Consider the following 14,784-nt stretch of genomic DNA (forward strand, 5'->3'; position numbering starts at 1 on the left):
TGGCCCGGGGCTGGTTTCCGGCGTGTTTTTTCTCACGACATGTGCCCTTGCGGGCTGAACTGGAGCGTCAATAGCGTGGCACGGGACCGCGACGTACCAGCGAAGGACTGCCATGCCATCAGCACCCGCCACAACGGACCCGCCCGCCCCGCACCCCGATGCTCCACCAAGCCCCCATCCCGCCGGGCGCGATCCAAAAGGCCTCCGCACGTTCTTGGCAACCGGACTCCGCTGGGACCTGCCGGCATCGCTGGTGGTGTTCCTCGTGGCCGTCCCGCTGTCGCTGGGTATCGCGGCCGCTTCCGGCGCCCCGGTCATGGCCGGCCTGATTGCGGCTGCCGTGGGCGGGATCGTCGCCGGCAGCCTGGGCGGTTCACCGCTGCAGGTCAGCGGACCCGCTGCCGGGCTGACGGTCATTGTTGCCGGCCTGATCGACCAGTTCGGCTGGCCGGCCACCTGCGCCATTACGGCGGCCGCCGGCGTTCTCCAGGCACTGCTCGGCCTCGCCCGGGTGGGCCGCGTTGCACTGGCTATTGCACCGGTGGTGGTCCATGCCATGCTCGCCGGCATCGGCATCACCATCGTGCTGCAGCAGGTGCACGTCATGCTTGGCGCCGAGTCGGCCAGCGAGGTCTGGGAGAACATCATGGCCATGCCGGGCAGCTTTTTCGCCGCCGACATCGCCGCAGCCGTCCTTGGCGCGGTGGTGATCGCCCTGCTGCTCGCCTGGAAGCACCTTCCCGCAGCCCTTCGCCGGGTTCCCGGTCCGCTGGTGGCAGTGATCGCCGCCACCGCCCTCTCCCTGCCCTTCAACGTGGACCGGATCACCTTTGACGGTTCCCTCCTCGCCGCGCTGTCGCTTCCCGAGATGCCGGGCGGGAACTGGACCGCCGTGGTCATTGGCGTGATGACCGTGGCGCTGATTGGCAGCGTTGAATCCCTGCTCTCCGCCGTGGCCGTGGACAAGATGCACCACGGGCCGCGGACGGACTTCAACCGCGAACTCCTGGGCCAGGGCGCCGCCAATGTGACTTCCGGAATGCTGGGCGGCCTGCCCGTCACCGGAGTCATCGTCCGGAGTGCCACCAACCTCGAGGCCGGCGCCCGGACGCGTAAGTCCGCAATACTCCACGGCGTCTGGGTGCTGGTCTTCTCGCTGCTGCTGGCGGGACTCATCCAGCTGATTCCCCAGGCTGTCCTCGCAGGCCTGTTGATTGTGATCGGCTCCCGCCTGGTCCGGGCGGCCGATATCCGGACGGCACGGCGGACCGGGGACCTCACCGTCTACGGCGTCACCCTGTTCTGCGTGGTGTTCGTCAACCTGCTCGCGGGCGTCCTGACCGGCCTGGTCCTGGCCGTTGCCCTGGTTCTCTGGCGTGTGGCGCGGGCAAGCATCCACGCGGAACCGACCGGCGCCGGCGACGGGAACCGCTGGCGCGTTGTCATCGACGGGTCCTGCAGTTTCCTCTCGCTCCCGCGGTTGAGTGCAGTATTGGCCTCGGTTCCCGCCGGCGCCCACGTGACGGTGGAGCTGGAAGTGGACTTCCTGGACCACCCCGTCCACGACACCCTGGATGCCTGGCGTAACCGGCATGTGGGCAACGGCGGCACAGTGGTCATTGAGGAGAGCGGCACTGCATCGCTGCACGATGCACAGGCCGGCCCGCCGAGCCGCGGCAGTTCGCGCTCCGCCCTGCGGAGCGGGTTTGCCCCCTGGCGCAGCTGGCAACGGCGGCTCCTCTCCGGGCACGCAGCCCACGGAACCGACGGTGCGGGGCAGGAAATTCCCGGGCCCTTGCGCTCGGTGCTCACAGGCGTCGACAACTACCACCGCCGCAACGCCCACCTGGTGCGTCCGCATGTGGAGGAACTGTCCACGTTCCAGGATCCAGGCACACTGTTTGTTGCCTGCGCGGACTCCCGCGTGGTTCCGAACCTCATCACCAGCAGCGGCCCCGGCGACCTCTTCACGGTCCGGAACGTGGGCAACGTAGTGGGCGACGACGGCCGCGACGCCTCCATCGAGGCAGCCCTTGAGTTTGCCATCAACGAACTCTCCGTGGAGTCCATCGTGATCTGCGGGCATTCCGCCTGTGGCGCCATGACCGCCCTGTGGGCGGATGCGGAAGGCTCCGGCGGGCGCGGTGCCATCGACGTCTGGCTTGACCATGCACGGCCAAGCCTCGAGGCCTTCCGCGAAGGGCACCCCGTCCAAGCGGCCGCAGCGGAGGCCGGGTACGGCGCCGTTGACCAGCTGGCCATGGTGAACGTTGCCGTCCAGCTGGACAGGCTGCGGCGCCACCCCGGCCTGCGGGAACCGCTCGGGTCAGGACGGGTCCATGTCGCGGGGCTGTTCTATGACATCTCCACGGCGCGGGTGCTGCAGGTTACGCCTGAGGGCATCAGCCACCTCGACCCCGCCGCAAGCAGCCGCTGAACAGACGGCGCCTTAGGCGTTGGAGAACCACACGACGTGCGGTTCACGCCGGGCCGCGCGCGGAGCGGGCACCCGCTCCGCGCGAACCGCCTTGTCCAACCTGCCTGATTCGCGGATGGCAGGTTCCAGCCGGGCAGGTTCAACCGCCGCTACCTCATCGACCCTGATGATCTCGAGTGCTTCCACGTCCAACAGCTTGCGCGACCCGGTCCGCGAGTCCACGATCCAGAACAGGTCCGTTGTGGGAATCGTTTCAGTCACCCGTCCCCGGTGAAACAACCGGCCCTTGTGCCAGGCCTCGATTTCCTCCCCCACCGACAACTCCGAACTTGTCCTGACGATCGTATTGCCGCCTGTATCCACGATGAGCCCCTCCCCTGGTGCCGCTCCTGGGATCAGCATCCCCCGGCAAGATTGCAGCAACGTTTCCGGAGGGTGATTTTCCTGTGTCGCCTTCCCGCGAACCGGTCAGCACAGCCGGGCCGGTACCGCTAGGGCAGCACCAGCACACCGTCCACCCGGCGCGGGATGCCCAGCGGGTTGTCTTCCCGCAGGGCGGGATGCAGCACTGTCTCCGGAGCGTCCTGGTAGGCCACGGGGCGCTGGAAGCGCCGTACCGCCGTCGCCCCCACCGAGGTGAACAGCGATGTGGTGGCCGGATACGGCCCGCCGTGCTGCTGGCCCCAGTTCACCGCAACGCCGGTGGGCCAGCCGCCGAACAGCACCCGGCCGGCAAGGCCTGACAGCTGCTCCACAAGCTCCGAAACGTCCTCGCCCGGCTGCGCGTGGACGGTGGCGGTCAGGCTGCCGGGCACCACGGCCAGCGCCGCGCCCAGCTGGTCCGGGTCCGAATATTCAATCAGCAGGGTAGTGGGACCGAAACACTCCTCCAGCAGCTCCTCCGGTTGTTCCAGCACATCGGCCGCACCCGTCACGAAGACCACCGGCGCAGCACCGTTCGCCGCAGCGTCCTGGTCCACCGGGCCGCTGACCACCCGGACGGCGGGCAACCCCGCCGTCGTACGCAGTGCAGCCAGGGCTTTGAGCCCGTCCGGGTAGGCCTCGGCTATGCGGTCCGTCAGCATGGGTGCCGCGTCCTTGTCCCGGACGGCATCCGCCAGCAGCGCCGGAAAACCGGTGCCGGCCGGGATGAACACCAGCCCCGGCTTGGTGCAGAACTGCCCGGCGCCAAGGGTGAACGACCCCGCCAGCCCGGAAGCCAGCTCACCGGCACGCTCCTGCAGCGCCGCGGCGGTGACCACCACGGGGTTGAGGCTGCCGAGTTCGCCGTAGAACGGAATGGGATCCGGCCGCGATACCGCCAGGTCGAAGAGCGCCCGACCGCCGGGGATGGAGCCGGTGAAGCCCACGGCCTTGATGGCGGGATCCTGCACCAGCGCCGTGCCGGCCTCCCGGCCGCTGACCAGCGCGAACAGGCCTGCGGGAGCACCGGCCGCGGCCAGGGCGTCCGTCACGATTTCCGCCGTGCGCTGGGAGAGCCCGGGGTGGCCGGAGTGCCCTTTCACAATGACTGAACAGCCGACGGCGAGCGCCGACGCTGTGTCCCCGCCCGCCACCGAGAACGCGAACGGGAAGTTCGACGCCGAGAAGACCGCCACCGGGCCGATCGGCTTCAGCAGCCGCCGCAGGTCAGGCCTGGGCGGTGTGGCTGAAGGATCGGCATGGTCGATGACCGCCTCAAGGTAGGAGCCTTCGGTGGTCACCGCAGCGAAGAGTCGCAGCTGTCCGGTGGTGCGGGCCACCTCGCCGGTGAGCCGCGCCGTCCCCAGCCGGGTCTCCGCATCGGCAATGGCCACCAGTTCCGTCACATTGGCGTCCAGCGCATCGGCGACGGCGTTCAGCCAGCCGGCCCGTTCGACGTCGGACGCTGCTGCCGCGGCGTTGGCCGCCCGGGTGGCTGCAGCCGTCAGGGCGCTGAGTTCGAGGGTTGCTGTTGTCACAGTGAATTCCTGTTCTGGTGATCGGACGATGGCCCGGAGAAGACGAACCCCAGCCCCGGCCTGCCCGCGAGGGTGAGCCGGCTGTTACGGACCTGCACGGGCGACGGCGCGTCGAGCACGCCGAGTTGTTCGAAGGAGGCGTCCTCGACGTCCTCCACCAGGGTGGGTTCGGCCATGGTCAGGGCGAGCTGGCCGGAGAGTTCCGGCAGCAGGTGCGGCATGACTCGGATGCTGTGCGTGCGGGCGAGTTCCACGATGCGGCGGAACGGGGTGATCCCGCCGACGCGGATGATGTTGGGCTGGATGATGTCCACCGCTTCCGCCTCGATGAAATCGCGGAAGCGGTAGATGGTGTGCAGGTTCTCGCCGAGCGCGATGGGCACCGGTGAGTGTTTGCGCAGCCGCCGGTAGGCCCAGAGGTCGTCCGCCCGGAGGGGTTCTTCGAGCCATTCGAGGTCGAACTCCGACAGGACGTCCAGGGCACGGAACGTGGCGGGGAGGTCCCACCGCTGGTTGGCGTCAACCATGAGCTTCCGGTCCGGGCCCAGGACTTTCCGGACAGCCGCCACGCGTTCCGCGTCTTCCCGGATGTCCGGTTTGCCCACCTTGATCTTGACGGCGTTGTGCCCGGCGGCCACCCATCGTTCCACCTGCGCGATCAGCTCCCCGAGGGAATAGTGCAGGTTCACGCCGGAACCGTACATTTCCACGGAATCCTGGCGCTTGCCCAGCAGCCCGGTCACTGAGGTCCCAGCCCGGCGCGCCTGCAGGTCCCACAGGGCAAGGTCCGCTCCGGCCATGGCGATGGTGGTCAGTCCCCCGCCGCCGGCTTCGTGCAGCCGCTTCCACAGCGCGTCCCACACCGTCTCGGGGTGCGCAGGCAGCCCCGTAACGAAGGGGGCGACGTCGAAGTCCAGGAGCGCTTTGACCGCCTGCGGGCCGATGGTGGGGGTCCAGGAGAAACCGTGCCCCGTGCCGCCGTCGTCCGTTCGGATTTCGGTGACGATGACGTGGTTTTCCGGCGCCTCCGCCCCCCAGCTCCGCAGGAGCGGGACCGTGAGGAGGCGGCTGGACAGACTGGCGATGCGCGGCGCTGTCCGGACGGCTTCGGCGACCGGCGCTTCGGCGACTGGCGAGCCCATTAGCGGCCGGCCAGCTCGTAGCCCTTGGCCAGGATGGATTTGAGCTGGACCAGCTGATCCTCGGTGGGGTCAACCAGCGGGGCGCGGACCGGGCCAACCGGGAGGCCGCCCAGGCGCAGCCCGGCCTTGATCAGGGACACGCCGAAGCCCGGGGTCTGGTCGCGGAGCCGGACCAGCGGCGCATAGAAGCCTTCGAGCAGGGCGTGCCGGCGGTCCTCGTCGCCGGACATGTAGGCGTCGTAGTAGGCCTTGGCGATTTCCGGAGCCATGGCAAACGCGGCCGAGGAGTACAGCGGGATGCCCAGGCCCCGGTAGGCGCCCTGGGTCAGTTCGGCGGTAAGCAGGCCGTTGAAGAGCAGGAAGTCCTGTCGTCCGCTGGCGTTGATGGCGCTGACGATCTCCTGGGCCAGGCCAACATCGCCCAGCCCGTCCTTGAAGCCGATCACCTTGGGGTTGGCGGCCAGGCGGGTCATGGAAGCGGCGGTGTACTTGGCGTTGCCCCGGTGGTAGACGATCACCGGCAGGCTGCTGGCCGCGGCCACTGCCTCGATGTATGCCATCAGGCCGTCGGCGGGTCCGGTCACGAGGTACGGCGGCAGGACCAGGAGGGCGTCGGCACCGGCTTCCTCGGCCACCCGGGCGGCGGCAAGCGCGTGGCCCAGCGGACCGCCGGCGCCGGCAACCACCGGCACCTGGCCCGCCACGGCCTCGACGGCGGCGGTCACCACGGTGCGCACCTCGTCAATGCTCAGTGCGTGGAATTCGCCGGTGCCGCAGGCCGGGAACACGCCGCCCGGGCCGTGGGGCAGGCGGGAGGTGATGTGTTCCTTGAGGATGTCCACGTCCACGGTCCCTTCCGGTGTGAAGGGTGTGACGGGGAAGAACAGTACGCCGTCGAATTTCATGGGGTCTCCTTTGATCCTGTGCCGGCCGCGACCAGCACGGCGGGGGTCTCGTCATTGAGGGTGGTTTCAGTCTTGAGTTCGGTCCGCCAGCTGCGTTTCGGTTCCCAGCCGAGCATCTCGCGGGCCTTGGCGATCGAGAATGCCGGGGTGGTGCCGGTGAGCCCGGCGGCAAGCTCCGCGCTGCCGGGCAGGAACTGCGGCATCAATTCGGCCAGCGGCGCGGTGGCCAGCGCATCGGCGGCTCCCACGAAGAAGGTCTGGCCGTTGGGGATGGAGTCCATCCTGGCCAGCAGCAGGTCCAGGAAGTCCGCCACATCGCGTGCATCCACATAGTTGAAGAGCGCCGGCGCGGACAATGCAGGATCGGCCAGCCGCTCGCGGACAGTGTGGCCCTGCTGGGTGGGTGCGCCTTCCCACTCCTCCGGCGAGATCACGTAGCACGGCCGGAATGCCGCGTAGCGGATGGCATCCCCCTGCGCGGCGGCGAACATCTGCACGGTCTGTTCGGCAATGAGCTTGGAGAGCGCGTAGGCGTTCCAGGGTTTTGGCGTGGTGCGCTCGTCCACCGGGAAGCCCTCCGGCAGCCAGCCCGCGGGCGAGCCGTACCCCAGGACGGTGGGGCTGCTCGCCGTGACGATCTTGCCGATGCGCAGTTCGGTGGCCGCGCTGATCACGGCATACGCCAGCCTCGTGTTGGTGCTGAAGATGACGTCTTCCGGCGCGCTGAACGGCACGGCGATCGCGGCGAGGTGGACCACGGCGTCGGGCACGGTGTCCCGCAGGAGGCGCAGGGCCTCCCCCGGGGCCAGGAGGTCGGCAGCGTGCTGCTCGACGCCGTCGGGCAGCTGCACGGCGGGAACGGCCTCGCGGTCAACGGAGATGACGTGGTGGCCCGCGGCCGCAAGGCCGGCGACGACGCTGCGGCCCAGCCGGCCGGAGCCGCCGGTGACAAAAATCCTGCTCATGGTGGTTGTTCCTTTAGGTTGTCGGACGCCTGGATTGTCGGACGCCGGGTTGTCTGACGCAGGCTAGGCGCCGCGGCGGAGGTCGGCGCCGAGCTCCAGGTCCGCGGTGCGGACCGGGAGCCCGGATTCCAGGGACGCGTTGCCCGCGATGCCCACCGAAACGGAGCGAAGTCCGTCCAGGTAGCCGGAGGGCCGTCCCAGGGGGTCGTCGCCGGGGCCGTTGAAGAGATCGGACAGGAGCAGCGCGTCGCCGCCGCCGTGGCCGCCCTCGCCGTTGACGATCGGAACCTCGTAGGCCGCCTCCCAGTGCCGCTGGACCACCAGGCGCTCGCCATTGCGGCGGACCGCGTCGTCTTCCTCGACCGGCGTGGCCGACGGGTCCACCACGGTCTTCTTGTCGGTGCTGTGCACCACAGCCGCGCGTTCCACCACTTCGAGTTCCGCCCGGCCTTCGGTGCCGTTGACTGCCACGCGGTAGCCTTCCCACGGGCTGTGGGCGTTCAGGGAGTAGCTCAGGCGCGGACCGCCGGAGTACTCCACCACGAGTGCCAGGTTGTCCTCGATGGTGATGCCGGCCGTGAACACATCCTGGTCGCGGCGGTAGCCGTCGAAGTGCTCGTTATCGAGGAAGAGCGCCTTGAGCCGCTCGTCTTCGCGCAGGTCCAGTGCGAAGGGATCCCGGACTTCCGTGTCCACGGTTCCCCGCTCCGGGCGGGGGCCGAGGCCTCGTTCGGCGGCGTTCCTGTCCCCGTAGAACTTCAGTCCGCCGGATGCGAAGACCCGCTCCGGGACGTCGTCGATCCACCAATTGACCAGGTCGAAGTGGTGGGATGCCTTGTGGATCAGCAGGCCGCCGGAGTTCTTCTTTTCGCGGTGCCAGCGGCGGAAGTAGTCGGCTCCGTGGACGGTGTCCAGGACCCAGCTGAAATCGATCGAAGTGACCTTGCCGATCACGCCGCTCTGGATGATTTCCTTCAGGGCGCTGTTGCGTGGCGAGTAGCGGTAGTTGAAGGTGACCACCACGTTCCGGTCCGTTTCCGCGACGGCCCTGGTGATCCGGCGGCAGCCCTCGGCGTCGATGGTGAGCGGCTTTTCGACGACGACGTCCGCTCCGGCCTCCAGCCCTTCCACGATGTAGTCGGCGTGCGTGTAGTCGGGGGTGGTCACCACCACCCGGTCAATGTCGTTGTCCCTGATGAAGGCGGTGAGGTCGGCGGGATCGAAGGACGCCACGGGGCCGGGAGCGCCGAGTTCCTGAATGAGCTTCTGGTAGAACTCCACCCGGCCGGGGTTGACGTCGGAGAAGGCCACCAGTTCGGCGGCGTCCGAGTGCTCGCCCAGAATGGCCCGGATATACATTTCGGAACGGCCGCCCGTGCCGATCAGGACGATCCGCGCCTTGCGGACCGGGCTGGCGGCGGAGCGGACCGGGCTGGCGGCTGTGCCGGCGGCTTTGTCATCGGCTGCGACGGCGCTGCCGGCGGTTGTGACGGCGGTCGTGACGGCGCTGCCCGGAGTGACGGTGTTGGCTGTGTTGCCCATTGCGGTGTAACCCTTTCGAAGGCAGGAACGCTGGCCGCTTGACGGCCGGTAGTGGTGCGGGGAGAATTATGAGAAAGCGTTTTCTCGGAGCGTTATAAGCTTTGTATCAAGACTCTGGCGGTCACGTCAACCATCGGAGAAGCCCGGAAAGGGGCCACATGGGCAGGAGAGCCACCACCAGGCGAATCGGCATTGCCGATGTCGCCCTCAAGGCCGGCGTTTCGCATGCGACCGTTTCGCGTGTCATGAACGGCAACTTCACGGTCGACCCCGCGATCGCCGCCAGGGTCCGGGCTGCAGCCACGGAGCTGAATTACCAGCCGAACCCGGTGGGCCGCAGCCTGGCGCTGGGCAAGACGGACACCATCGGGATTGTGGTGCCGGACCTCTCCAACCCCACGTTCCAGGCCATCCTCCGCGGCCTCAGCATGGCGGCCGCCCAGGATGGCTACCGCGTCCTGATCGCCGATTCCTCCGAAGTGTCCAGCGAGGAAGCCATCCTTGCCGGCGAGGCACGCCGCCGCTGCGACGGCCTGGTGCTGTGCGCGCCGCGCATGGCCGACGCCGAACTGGAGGAGCTGGCGCCGTCGCTCCAGCCCATGGTGCTGATCAACCGCACCACCGTGGACACGCACACGCCCAGCCTCATGGTGGATTACGGCCAGGGCATCCAGGAACTGGCGGAGCACCTCGTGGGCCTGGGCCACACCCGGCTCGCGTTCCTGGCCGGCCCGGCCCGCAGCGCATCGAACGGCCTGCGCCTCGCCGGGCTGGAAAAGTTCACCAGGGCCCACCCTGGGATCGAGCTGCAAATGCTCGACGGCGGCTCCACTTTCGAGGCGGGGCACCAGTCAGTGGATGCGGTCGTTGGCAGCGGGGCCACGGGCATCCTGGCCTTCAACGACCTCGTGGCCATGGGCTTGCTGAGCGGGCTCCACGAACGCGGCGTCAGCGTCCCGGAGGATATCTCCGTGACCGGCTTCGACGATATTCCCTTTGCCCGCTACACCACCCCCACGCTCACCACGGCGGCGGTTCCGATCACCGAACTGGGCCAGCAGGCGTGGCACCGGATGCGGGACCAGATCCGCAACGTCACTTCCGACGCAACAGCCGAAGGACCTACCGTGTTCCAGCCGCGGCTCGAAGCCCGCGGCAGCACGGGACCGGCGAAGCCCTAACCCCTCCTCGGGAGAGTTTTTGTCCAGATAATGGCACTTGGGACCCGTTTTGGAGCCATTATCTGGACAAAAACTCTCCGCCGGGTCCGCTTAGGCTGCGGGCGGAGCGAGCAGGACGTCGACGAGCTGCGTCAGGCCGTCGGCCATATCGACGCTCTTGTCATAGAGCCACTGCAGCTGCAGGCCGTCGAAGGTCGCCACCACCAGCCGGGCCAGCATCGTGGCGGATACGTCCGTGCGCACTTCGCCGGCGCGCTGGCGCCGGCCAATGTCCTCGGCCAGCTCCGCCACCACCTGGGCGTAGCGTTCCTGGAAATACGGGTGGGAATCGTGCCCGGGATCATTCGCCGTCGCCGAAGCCACGGCATAGAGCGTGGTGAGACCCGGCTCTTTGCGGTTACGCTCGGCGATCGGCGCCAACAGCCGAAGGCCCACGTCCTCCTGGTCACTGTCGGCCAGGCTGCGCCGGTCCCGCTCCGCCAGGACCGCCGTCAGGAGCTCCTGCTTGCCCCGGAAGTAGTGGAACAGGGTAGCTTCCTTGACCCCCACCAGCTCGGCTACGCGCTTGAGCGCCGTCCCCTCGAAGCCTTCCGTGGCAAAAACATCGGTGGCCGTCTGGATGATCTGTTCGCGGCGCTCCGCTCCCTTGGCGTACTGGCCGCGTGGCTTCGACGTTGACATTGAGTCAGTGTATTTCACTTTTTTCCGCGAAAATCTAGTCACACTCGGTTTTTATCGCTACCATCATTGTCAGGACCCAACGGAGGGTCACTTTTCGTCAGGAGGCAATGTGGCCGTCAAGACCATTTCCCAGGATTCCGCTGCTTCTCCGGCCAGCGGAACGCCACTCATCAGCACCACCCCTTCGCCCCCGGCGCCCGCCAAGGCATCCCGCGCCTACGTCATCGGCATGCCGATCGCCAGCGCTGGCCTCTGGATGGCCGTGCTCGCACCCGCCCTGGTGGTACTGGCCATCAAGGTTTCCGAAATCACGACGCCGGACACCCGGGCCGGCGCACTGAGCCTCGTTGCGGGCGTCGGCGCCCTGGTGGCCCTGCTCGCAAACCCGCTCTTCGGCCGGCTCAGCGACCGCACCACGTCACGGTTCGGAATGCGCAAGCCCTGGATCGTGGGCGGTTCCCTTGTGGGGCTGGCCTCCCTGTTCCTGCTGGGATCCGCCGCGGATGTAGCCACCGTGCTGGTTGCCTGGGTCATTGCCCAGCTCGGGTTCAACGCCGCCCTTGCGGCCCTGGTGGCAACACTTCCGGACCAGGCCGCCCCGGCTGAGCGCGGGCGCCTGTCCGGCCTGATCGGCATGACCCTTCCCATCGGCCTGGTCGCTGCTGCCTTCTTCGCGCAGCTCTTCGATAACGCGCTGCAGATGGCCGTCGTGCCCGGTGTCGTGGGCACCGCTGTGGCCATCGCGTTCGCCTTCACCTTCAAGGACCGCGTGCTGACGGAAAAGCCCGCCCCGCTGAACCTGAAGGAAATCCTGGGTTCGTTCTACTTCAACCCGCGCATCCACCCGGGGCTGGGCTGGGCCTGGCTCACCAAGTTCATGGTCTACATCGGCTACTGCGCCGGGCTGCTCTACCTGCCGTACTTCTTCACGGACCACCTGCACGTCGCCGAAAGCGAAGTCACCAGCCTGGTATTCCAGGCAACGCTCGTCAGTGCCGCAGGCACCGTGGCCACCAGCCTCCTCGGCGGCTGGATCAGCGACCGCATCGGCAAGCGCAAGGGCATGGTGATCCTCTCCGCCCTGATCATGATGGCGGGCCTGGTCGTTATCGCCACCAGCTCCACCACCGGCCAGGTCCTGGTAGGCCAGGCGATCGCCGGCCTGGGGCTGGGCTGCTTCAGCGCCGTGGACGTCGCCCTCATCGCCGACCTCCTGCCCGGCACCCAGAGCGAAAACGCCAAGACTTTCGGCGTCTTCAACATCGCCCAGGCCCTCCCGCAGTCGCTGGTCCCCGCTGTCGCGTTCCCGGTGATCACCTTCGGCGGCTACCCCACGCTTTTCCTCGGCGGCGCAGTTGTCGGCATCGTCGGAGCCATCCTCGTCACCCGCATCAAAGGAGTCAAGTAAATGAATTCCGCCCTCTCGCCCGCCGTCCTGGCCCCTGCTTCGGCCAACCCGGATGCCGAGGCACGGATCCGCGAACTCGCGAACAGCCTGACCCTCGAGCAGCAGGTCCAGCTGCTGACCGGCGCAGACGTCTGGGCCACCCACGCCATCCCCGAGATCGGGCTGAACCGCGTGGTGATGTCGGACGGGCCGTCCGGCGTCCGCGGCGAAGACTTCGATGAGCGTCACGACTCCGTCTCCCTGCCGTCGTCGTCCGCCCTGTCCGCCACCTGGAGCGTGGAAACGGCGCGCCGCTACGGCCAGGTGCTGGGCCAGGAGGCGCGCCGCAAGGGCGTCCACGCCGTCCTCGGCCCCACCATCAACCTGCACCGTTCCCCGCTGGGCGGCCGCCACTTTGAATGCATGAGCGAGGATCCGCGGCTCACTGCAACCATGGCCGCCGGGTACGTTGCCGGCGTGCAGTCCATGGGCGTCGGCGCCACCCCCAAGCACTACCTGGCCAACGAGGCCGAGACGGACCGGTTCACGGCGGACTCGGTGGTGGACGAACGTCCGCTGCGCGAGCTCTACCTGGCCGCCTTCGAGGACGCCATCACGGAGGCCCGCGCGTGGCTGGTGATGAGCTCCTACAACTCCATCAACGGCACCACAGCGAGCGAAAACAAGCTCCTCGAAACTCCGCTGTCCACGGAATGGGGTTTCGACGGCGTCGTGGTCTCTGACTGGACCGGCGTCCGGTCCGTGGATGCGGCCAACGCGCACCAGGACCTGGAAATGCCGGGACCGGTGGGCCACTGGGGACCCAAGTTGCTGGCCGCCGTCGAGGACGGGCGGGTCAGCCGGGCCGCCATCCTGGAAAAGGTGACCCGCATCCTGCGGCTGGCCGCCCGCGTCGGTTCGCTCGAGGGGTTCACGCCCGCCGTAACGGAGCTTCCCGCGCAGCTGAACGGTGCCGCCGTCGCCCGTGAAGTGGCTGTGCGCGGCGCGGTGCTGGTCCGCAACGAGGGCGGCATCCTGCCGCTGGACGCCTCGAAGCTCGGCAGCGTGGCGGTGATCGGCCACAACGCCGAGGAGGCACGGACCCAGGGCGGCGGCAGCGCCACCGTGATGCCGAAGTACACTGTCTCGCCGCTGCAGGGACTGCGGAGGGCACTGCCCGGCGACGTCAAGGTCACCTATGTCCGGGGCGCCAAGGTGGCAGAGGGCCTCCAGCCTTTCCCCCGCACCTCGCTGCGCAACCCGGTCTCCGGCGTCCCGGGAATCCGCGTCACGTTCCTTGCCGCGGACGGCACGGAGATCTCCGGTGAGGACCGCCTGGCAACGCACCTGATCTGGTTCGGCATTGGAATTCCCGACGGCGCTGCCTCCATTCGCATGGAAGCGGACTGGACCGCCGAAACGGCAGGTGTCCACCACCTCGGCGTCGGGACGGTGGGGCAGATCAGGCTCACGCTTGACGGCGCCGACGTCTTCAACAGCGAGCTGGAGGACGATACGGACGTCCTCGGCGCGGCCCTGTTCGATCCGCCCAAGACCGTCCACGCCATCGAGACCACGGCCGGCCAGAGCGTGCGGATCGAGGCCGAGTACCAGCTGCCGAAGGAACAGGTCATCCCGTTCACCGCCATCCTGCTCGGTGAAGAGACCGTGGTGGCCGATCCGCAGGCGGAGATCGACGCCGCCGTGGAAGCCGCCCGGACCGCCGACGTGGCAGTCGTGGTGGTGGGCACCAATGCGGCCATCGAGTCCGAGGGCTTCGACCGCAAGGACCTGGATCTTCCCGGCCGGCAGAACCAGCTGGTCGAGGCCGTGGCCGCAGTGAATCCGCGCACGGTGGTGGTGGTCAACTCCGGCTCTCCCGTGCTCATGCCGTGGCTGGACAAGGTGGGCGCCGTCCTGCTGGGCTGGTTCGGCGGCCAGGAATTCGGCACCGCCATCGCCGACATCCTGTTGGGCGCCGAGGAGCCCGGCGGACGCCTGCCCACCACGTGGCCGGCAGCCCTGGAGGATGTCCCGGTCCTGAATACCACGCCGGTCGACGGCAAGGTGGTCTACTCCGAGGGAGTCCACATGGGCTACAAGGCGTGGCTCAAGCAGGAAGCTGCCGGCGGGGCTGCCCCGGCGCTCCCGTTCGGCTTCGGCCTGGGCTACACCACGTTCGAGCTGGGCACCGCCCACGCTCCCCGGTCGGTGCCGGCCGGGCAGGACGTTGTGATGCACGTTCCGGTCCGGAACACCGGCACGCGCACGGGCCGCGAAGTGGTCCAGGTGTACCTCGACCGTGCCGACAGCGCAGTGGAGCGGCCGGTCCGCTGGCTCGCCGGCTACGCCGGAACGCACCTTGCGCCGGGCGGAACGGACAGCGTTGAAGTGCGCATTCCGGCGAAGGCGTTCGGACATTACGACGGCGGCTGGAGGTTTGAGCAGGGCGCCTACCGCCTGCTGGTGGGCCGGCACGCGGCCGACGACTTCCAGGTGCTGGAGATCGAACTGCGCTAGTCACCTCCACCCCTCCCCACCGAGTTTTTGTCCAGCTAACGCGAGATAAACGCACCTTCGGCC

Annotated in this window: 11 protein-coding genes; 4 read left to right on the plus strand and 7 right to left on the minus strand. The window is 68.4% G+C overall.

Features of this window, described 5'->3' with window-relative positions:
- The first annotated feature begins 112 nt into the window (after positions 1-112).
- Positions 113-2,437: a bifunctional SulP family inorganic anion transporter/carbonic anhydrase gene (locus Q8Z05_RS03620; protein ID WP_305942134.1), complete on the plus strand. Its 2,325-nt coding sequence runs from the start codon at positions 113-115 to the stop codon at positions 2,435-2,437.
- A 12-nt stretch (positions 2,438-2,449) separates the two neighbouring features.
- Here Q8Z05_RS03620 and Q8Z05_RS03625 read toward each other — a convergent pair whose 3' ends face one another.
- From Q8Z05_RS03625 to Q8Z05_RS03650, 6 genes are all read right to left on the minus strand, one after another.
- On the minus strand, positions 2,450-2,839 hold the full coding sequence (locus tag Q8Z05_RS03625) for a hypothetical protein (RefSeq protein ID WP_305942135.1): 390 nt from the start codon (positions 2,837-2,839) through the stop codon (positions 2,450-2,452).
- Between the two features lie 89 nt (positions 2,840-2,928).
- Positions 2,929-4,398 (minus strand): aldehyde dehydrogenase (NADP(+)), encoded by a 1,470-nt coding sequence (locus Q8Z05_RS03630; RefSeq protein WP_305942136.1) that lies wholly within the window; start codon positions 4,396-4,398, stop codon positions 2,929-2,931.
- Positions 4,395-5,540, minus strand: coding sequence for a mandelate racemase/muconate lactonizing enzyme family protein (locus Q8Z05_RS03635; RefSeq protein ID WP_305942137.1), 1,146 nt, complete (start codon positions 5,538-5,540; stop codon positions 4,395-4,397). The genes Q8Z05_RS03630 and Q8Z05_RS03635 overlap by 4 nt, the downstream gene beginning before the upstream one ends.
- A complete protein-coding gene (locus tag Q8Z05_RS03640) occupies positions 5,540-6,445 on the minus strand; it encodes a 5-dehydro-4-deoxyglucarate dehydratase (RefSeq protein ID WP_305942138.1) in 906 nt (301 codons plus the stop codon). Before Q8Z05_RS03640 ends, Q8Z05_RS03635 begins: the two co-directional genes overlap by 1 nt.
- Positions 6,442-7,410 (minus strand): NAD-dependent epimerase/dehydratase family protein, encoded by a 969-nt coding sequence (locus tag Q8Z05_RS03645; protein WP_305942139.1) that lies wholly within the window; start codon positions 7,408-7,410, stop codon positions 6,442-6,444. Before Q8Z05_RS03645 ends, Q8Z05_RS03640 begins: the two co-directional genes overlap by 4 nt.
- A 63-nt stretch (positions 7,411-7,473) precedes the next feature.
- A complete protein-coding gene (locus Q8Z05_RS03650) occupies positions 7,474-8,952 on the minus strand; it encodes a Gfo/Idh/MocA family protein (protein ID WP_305942140.1) in 1,479 nt (492 codons plus the stop codon).
- 158 nt (positions 8,953-9,110) lie between these two features.
- Between Q8Z05_RS03650 and Q8Z05_RS03655 the strand changes: the two genes are divergently transcribed.
- Positions 9,111-10,133, plus strand: coding sequence for a LacI family DNA-binding transcriptional regulator (locus Q8Z05_RS03655; RefSeq protein ID WP_305942141.1), 1,023 nt, complete (start codon positions 9,111-9,113; stop codon positions 10,131-10,133).
- A gap of 90 nt (positions 10,134-10,223) precedes the next feature.
- Here Q8Z05_RS03655 and Q8Z05_RS03660 read toward each other — a convergent pair whose 3' ends face one another.
- Positions 10,224-10,814 (minus strand): TetR/AcrR family transcriptional regulator, encoded by a 591-nt coding sequence (locus tag Q8Z05_RS03660; protein ID WP_305942142.1) that lies wholly within the window; start codon positions 10,812-10,814, stop codon positions 10,224-10,226.
- Between the two features lie 109 nt (positions 10,815-10,923).
- Here Q8Z05_RS03660 and Q8Z05_RS03665 point away from each other — a divergent pair, with 109 nt between their 5' ends.
- A complete protein-coding gene (locus Q8Z05_RS03665; protein WP_305942143.1) occupies positions 10,924-12,222 on the plus strand; it encodes an MFS transporter in 1,299 nt (432 codons plus the stop codon).
- Positions 12,223-14,721, plus strand: coding sequence for a beta-glucosidase family protein (locus Q8Z05_RS03670; RefSeq protein WP_305942144.1), 2,499 nt, complete (start codon positions 12,223-12,225; stop codon positions 14,719-14,721).
- The last annotated feature ends 63 nt before the right edge of the window (positions 14,722-14,784 follow it).

Source organism: Arthrobacter oryzae (assembly GCF_030718995.1).
GTDB lineage: Bacteria > Actinomycetota > Actinomycetes > Actinomycetales > Micrococcaceae > Arthrobacter > Arthrobacter oryzae_C.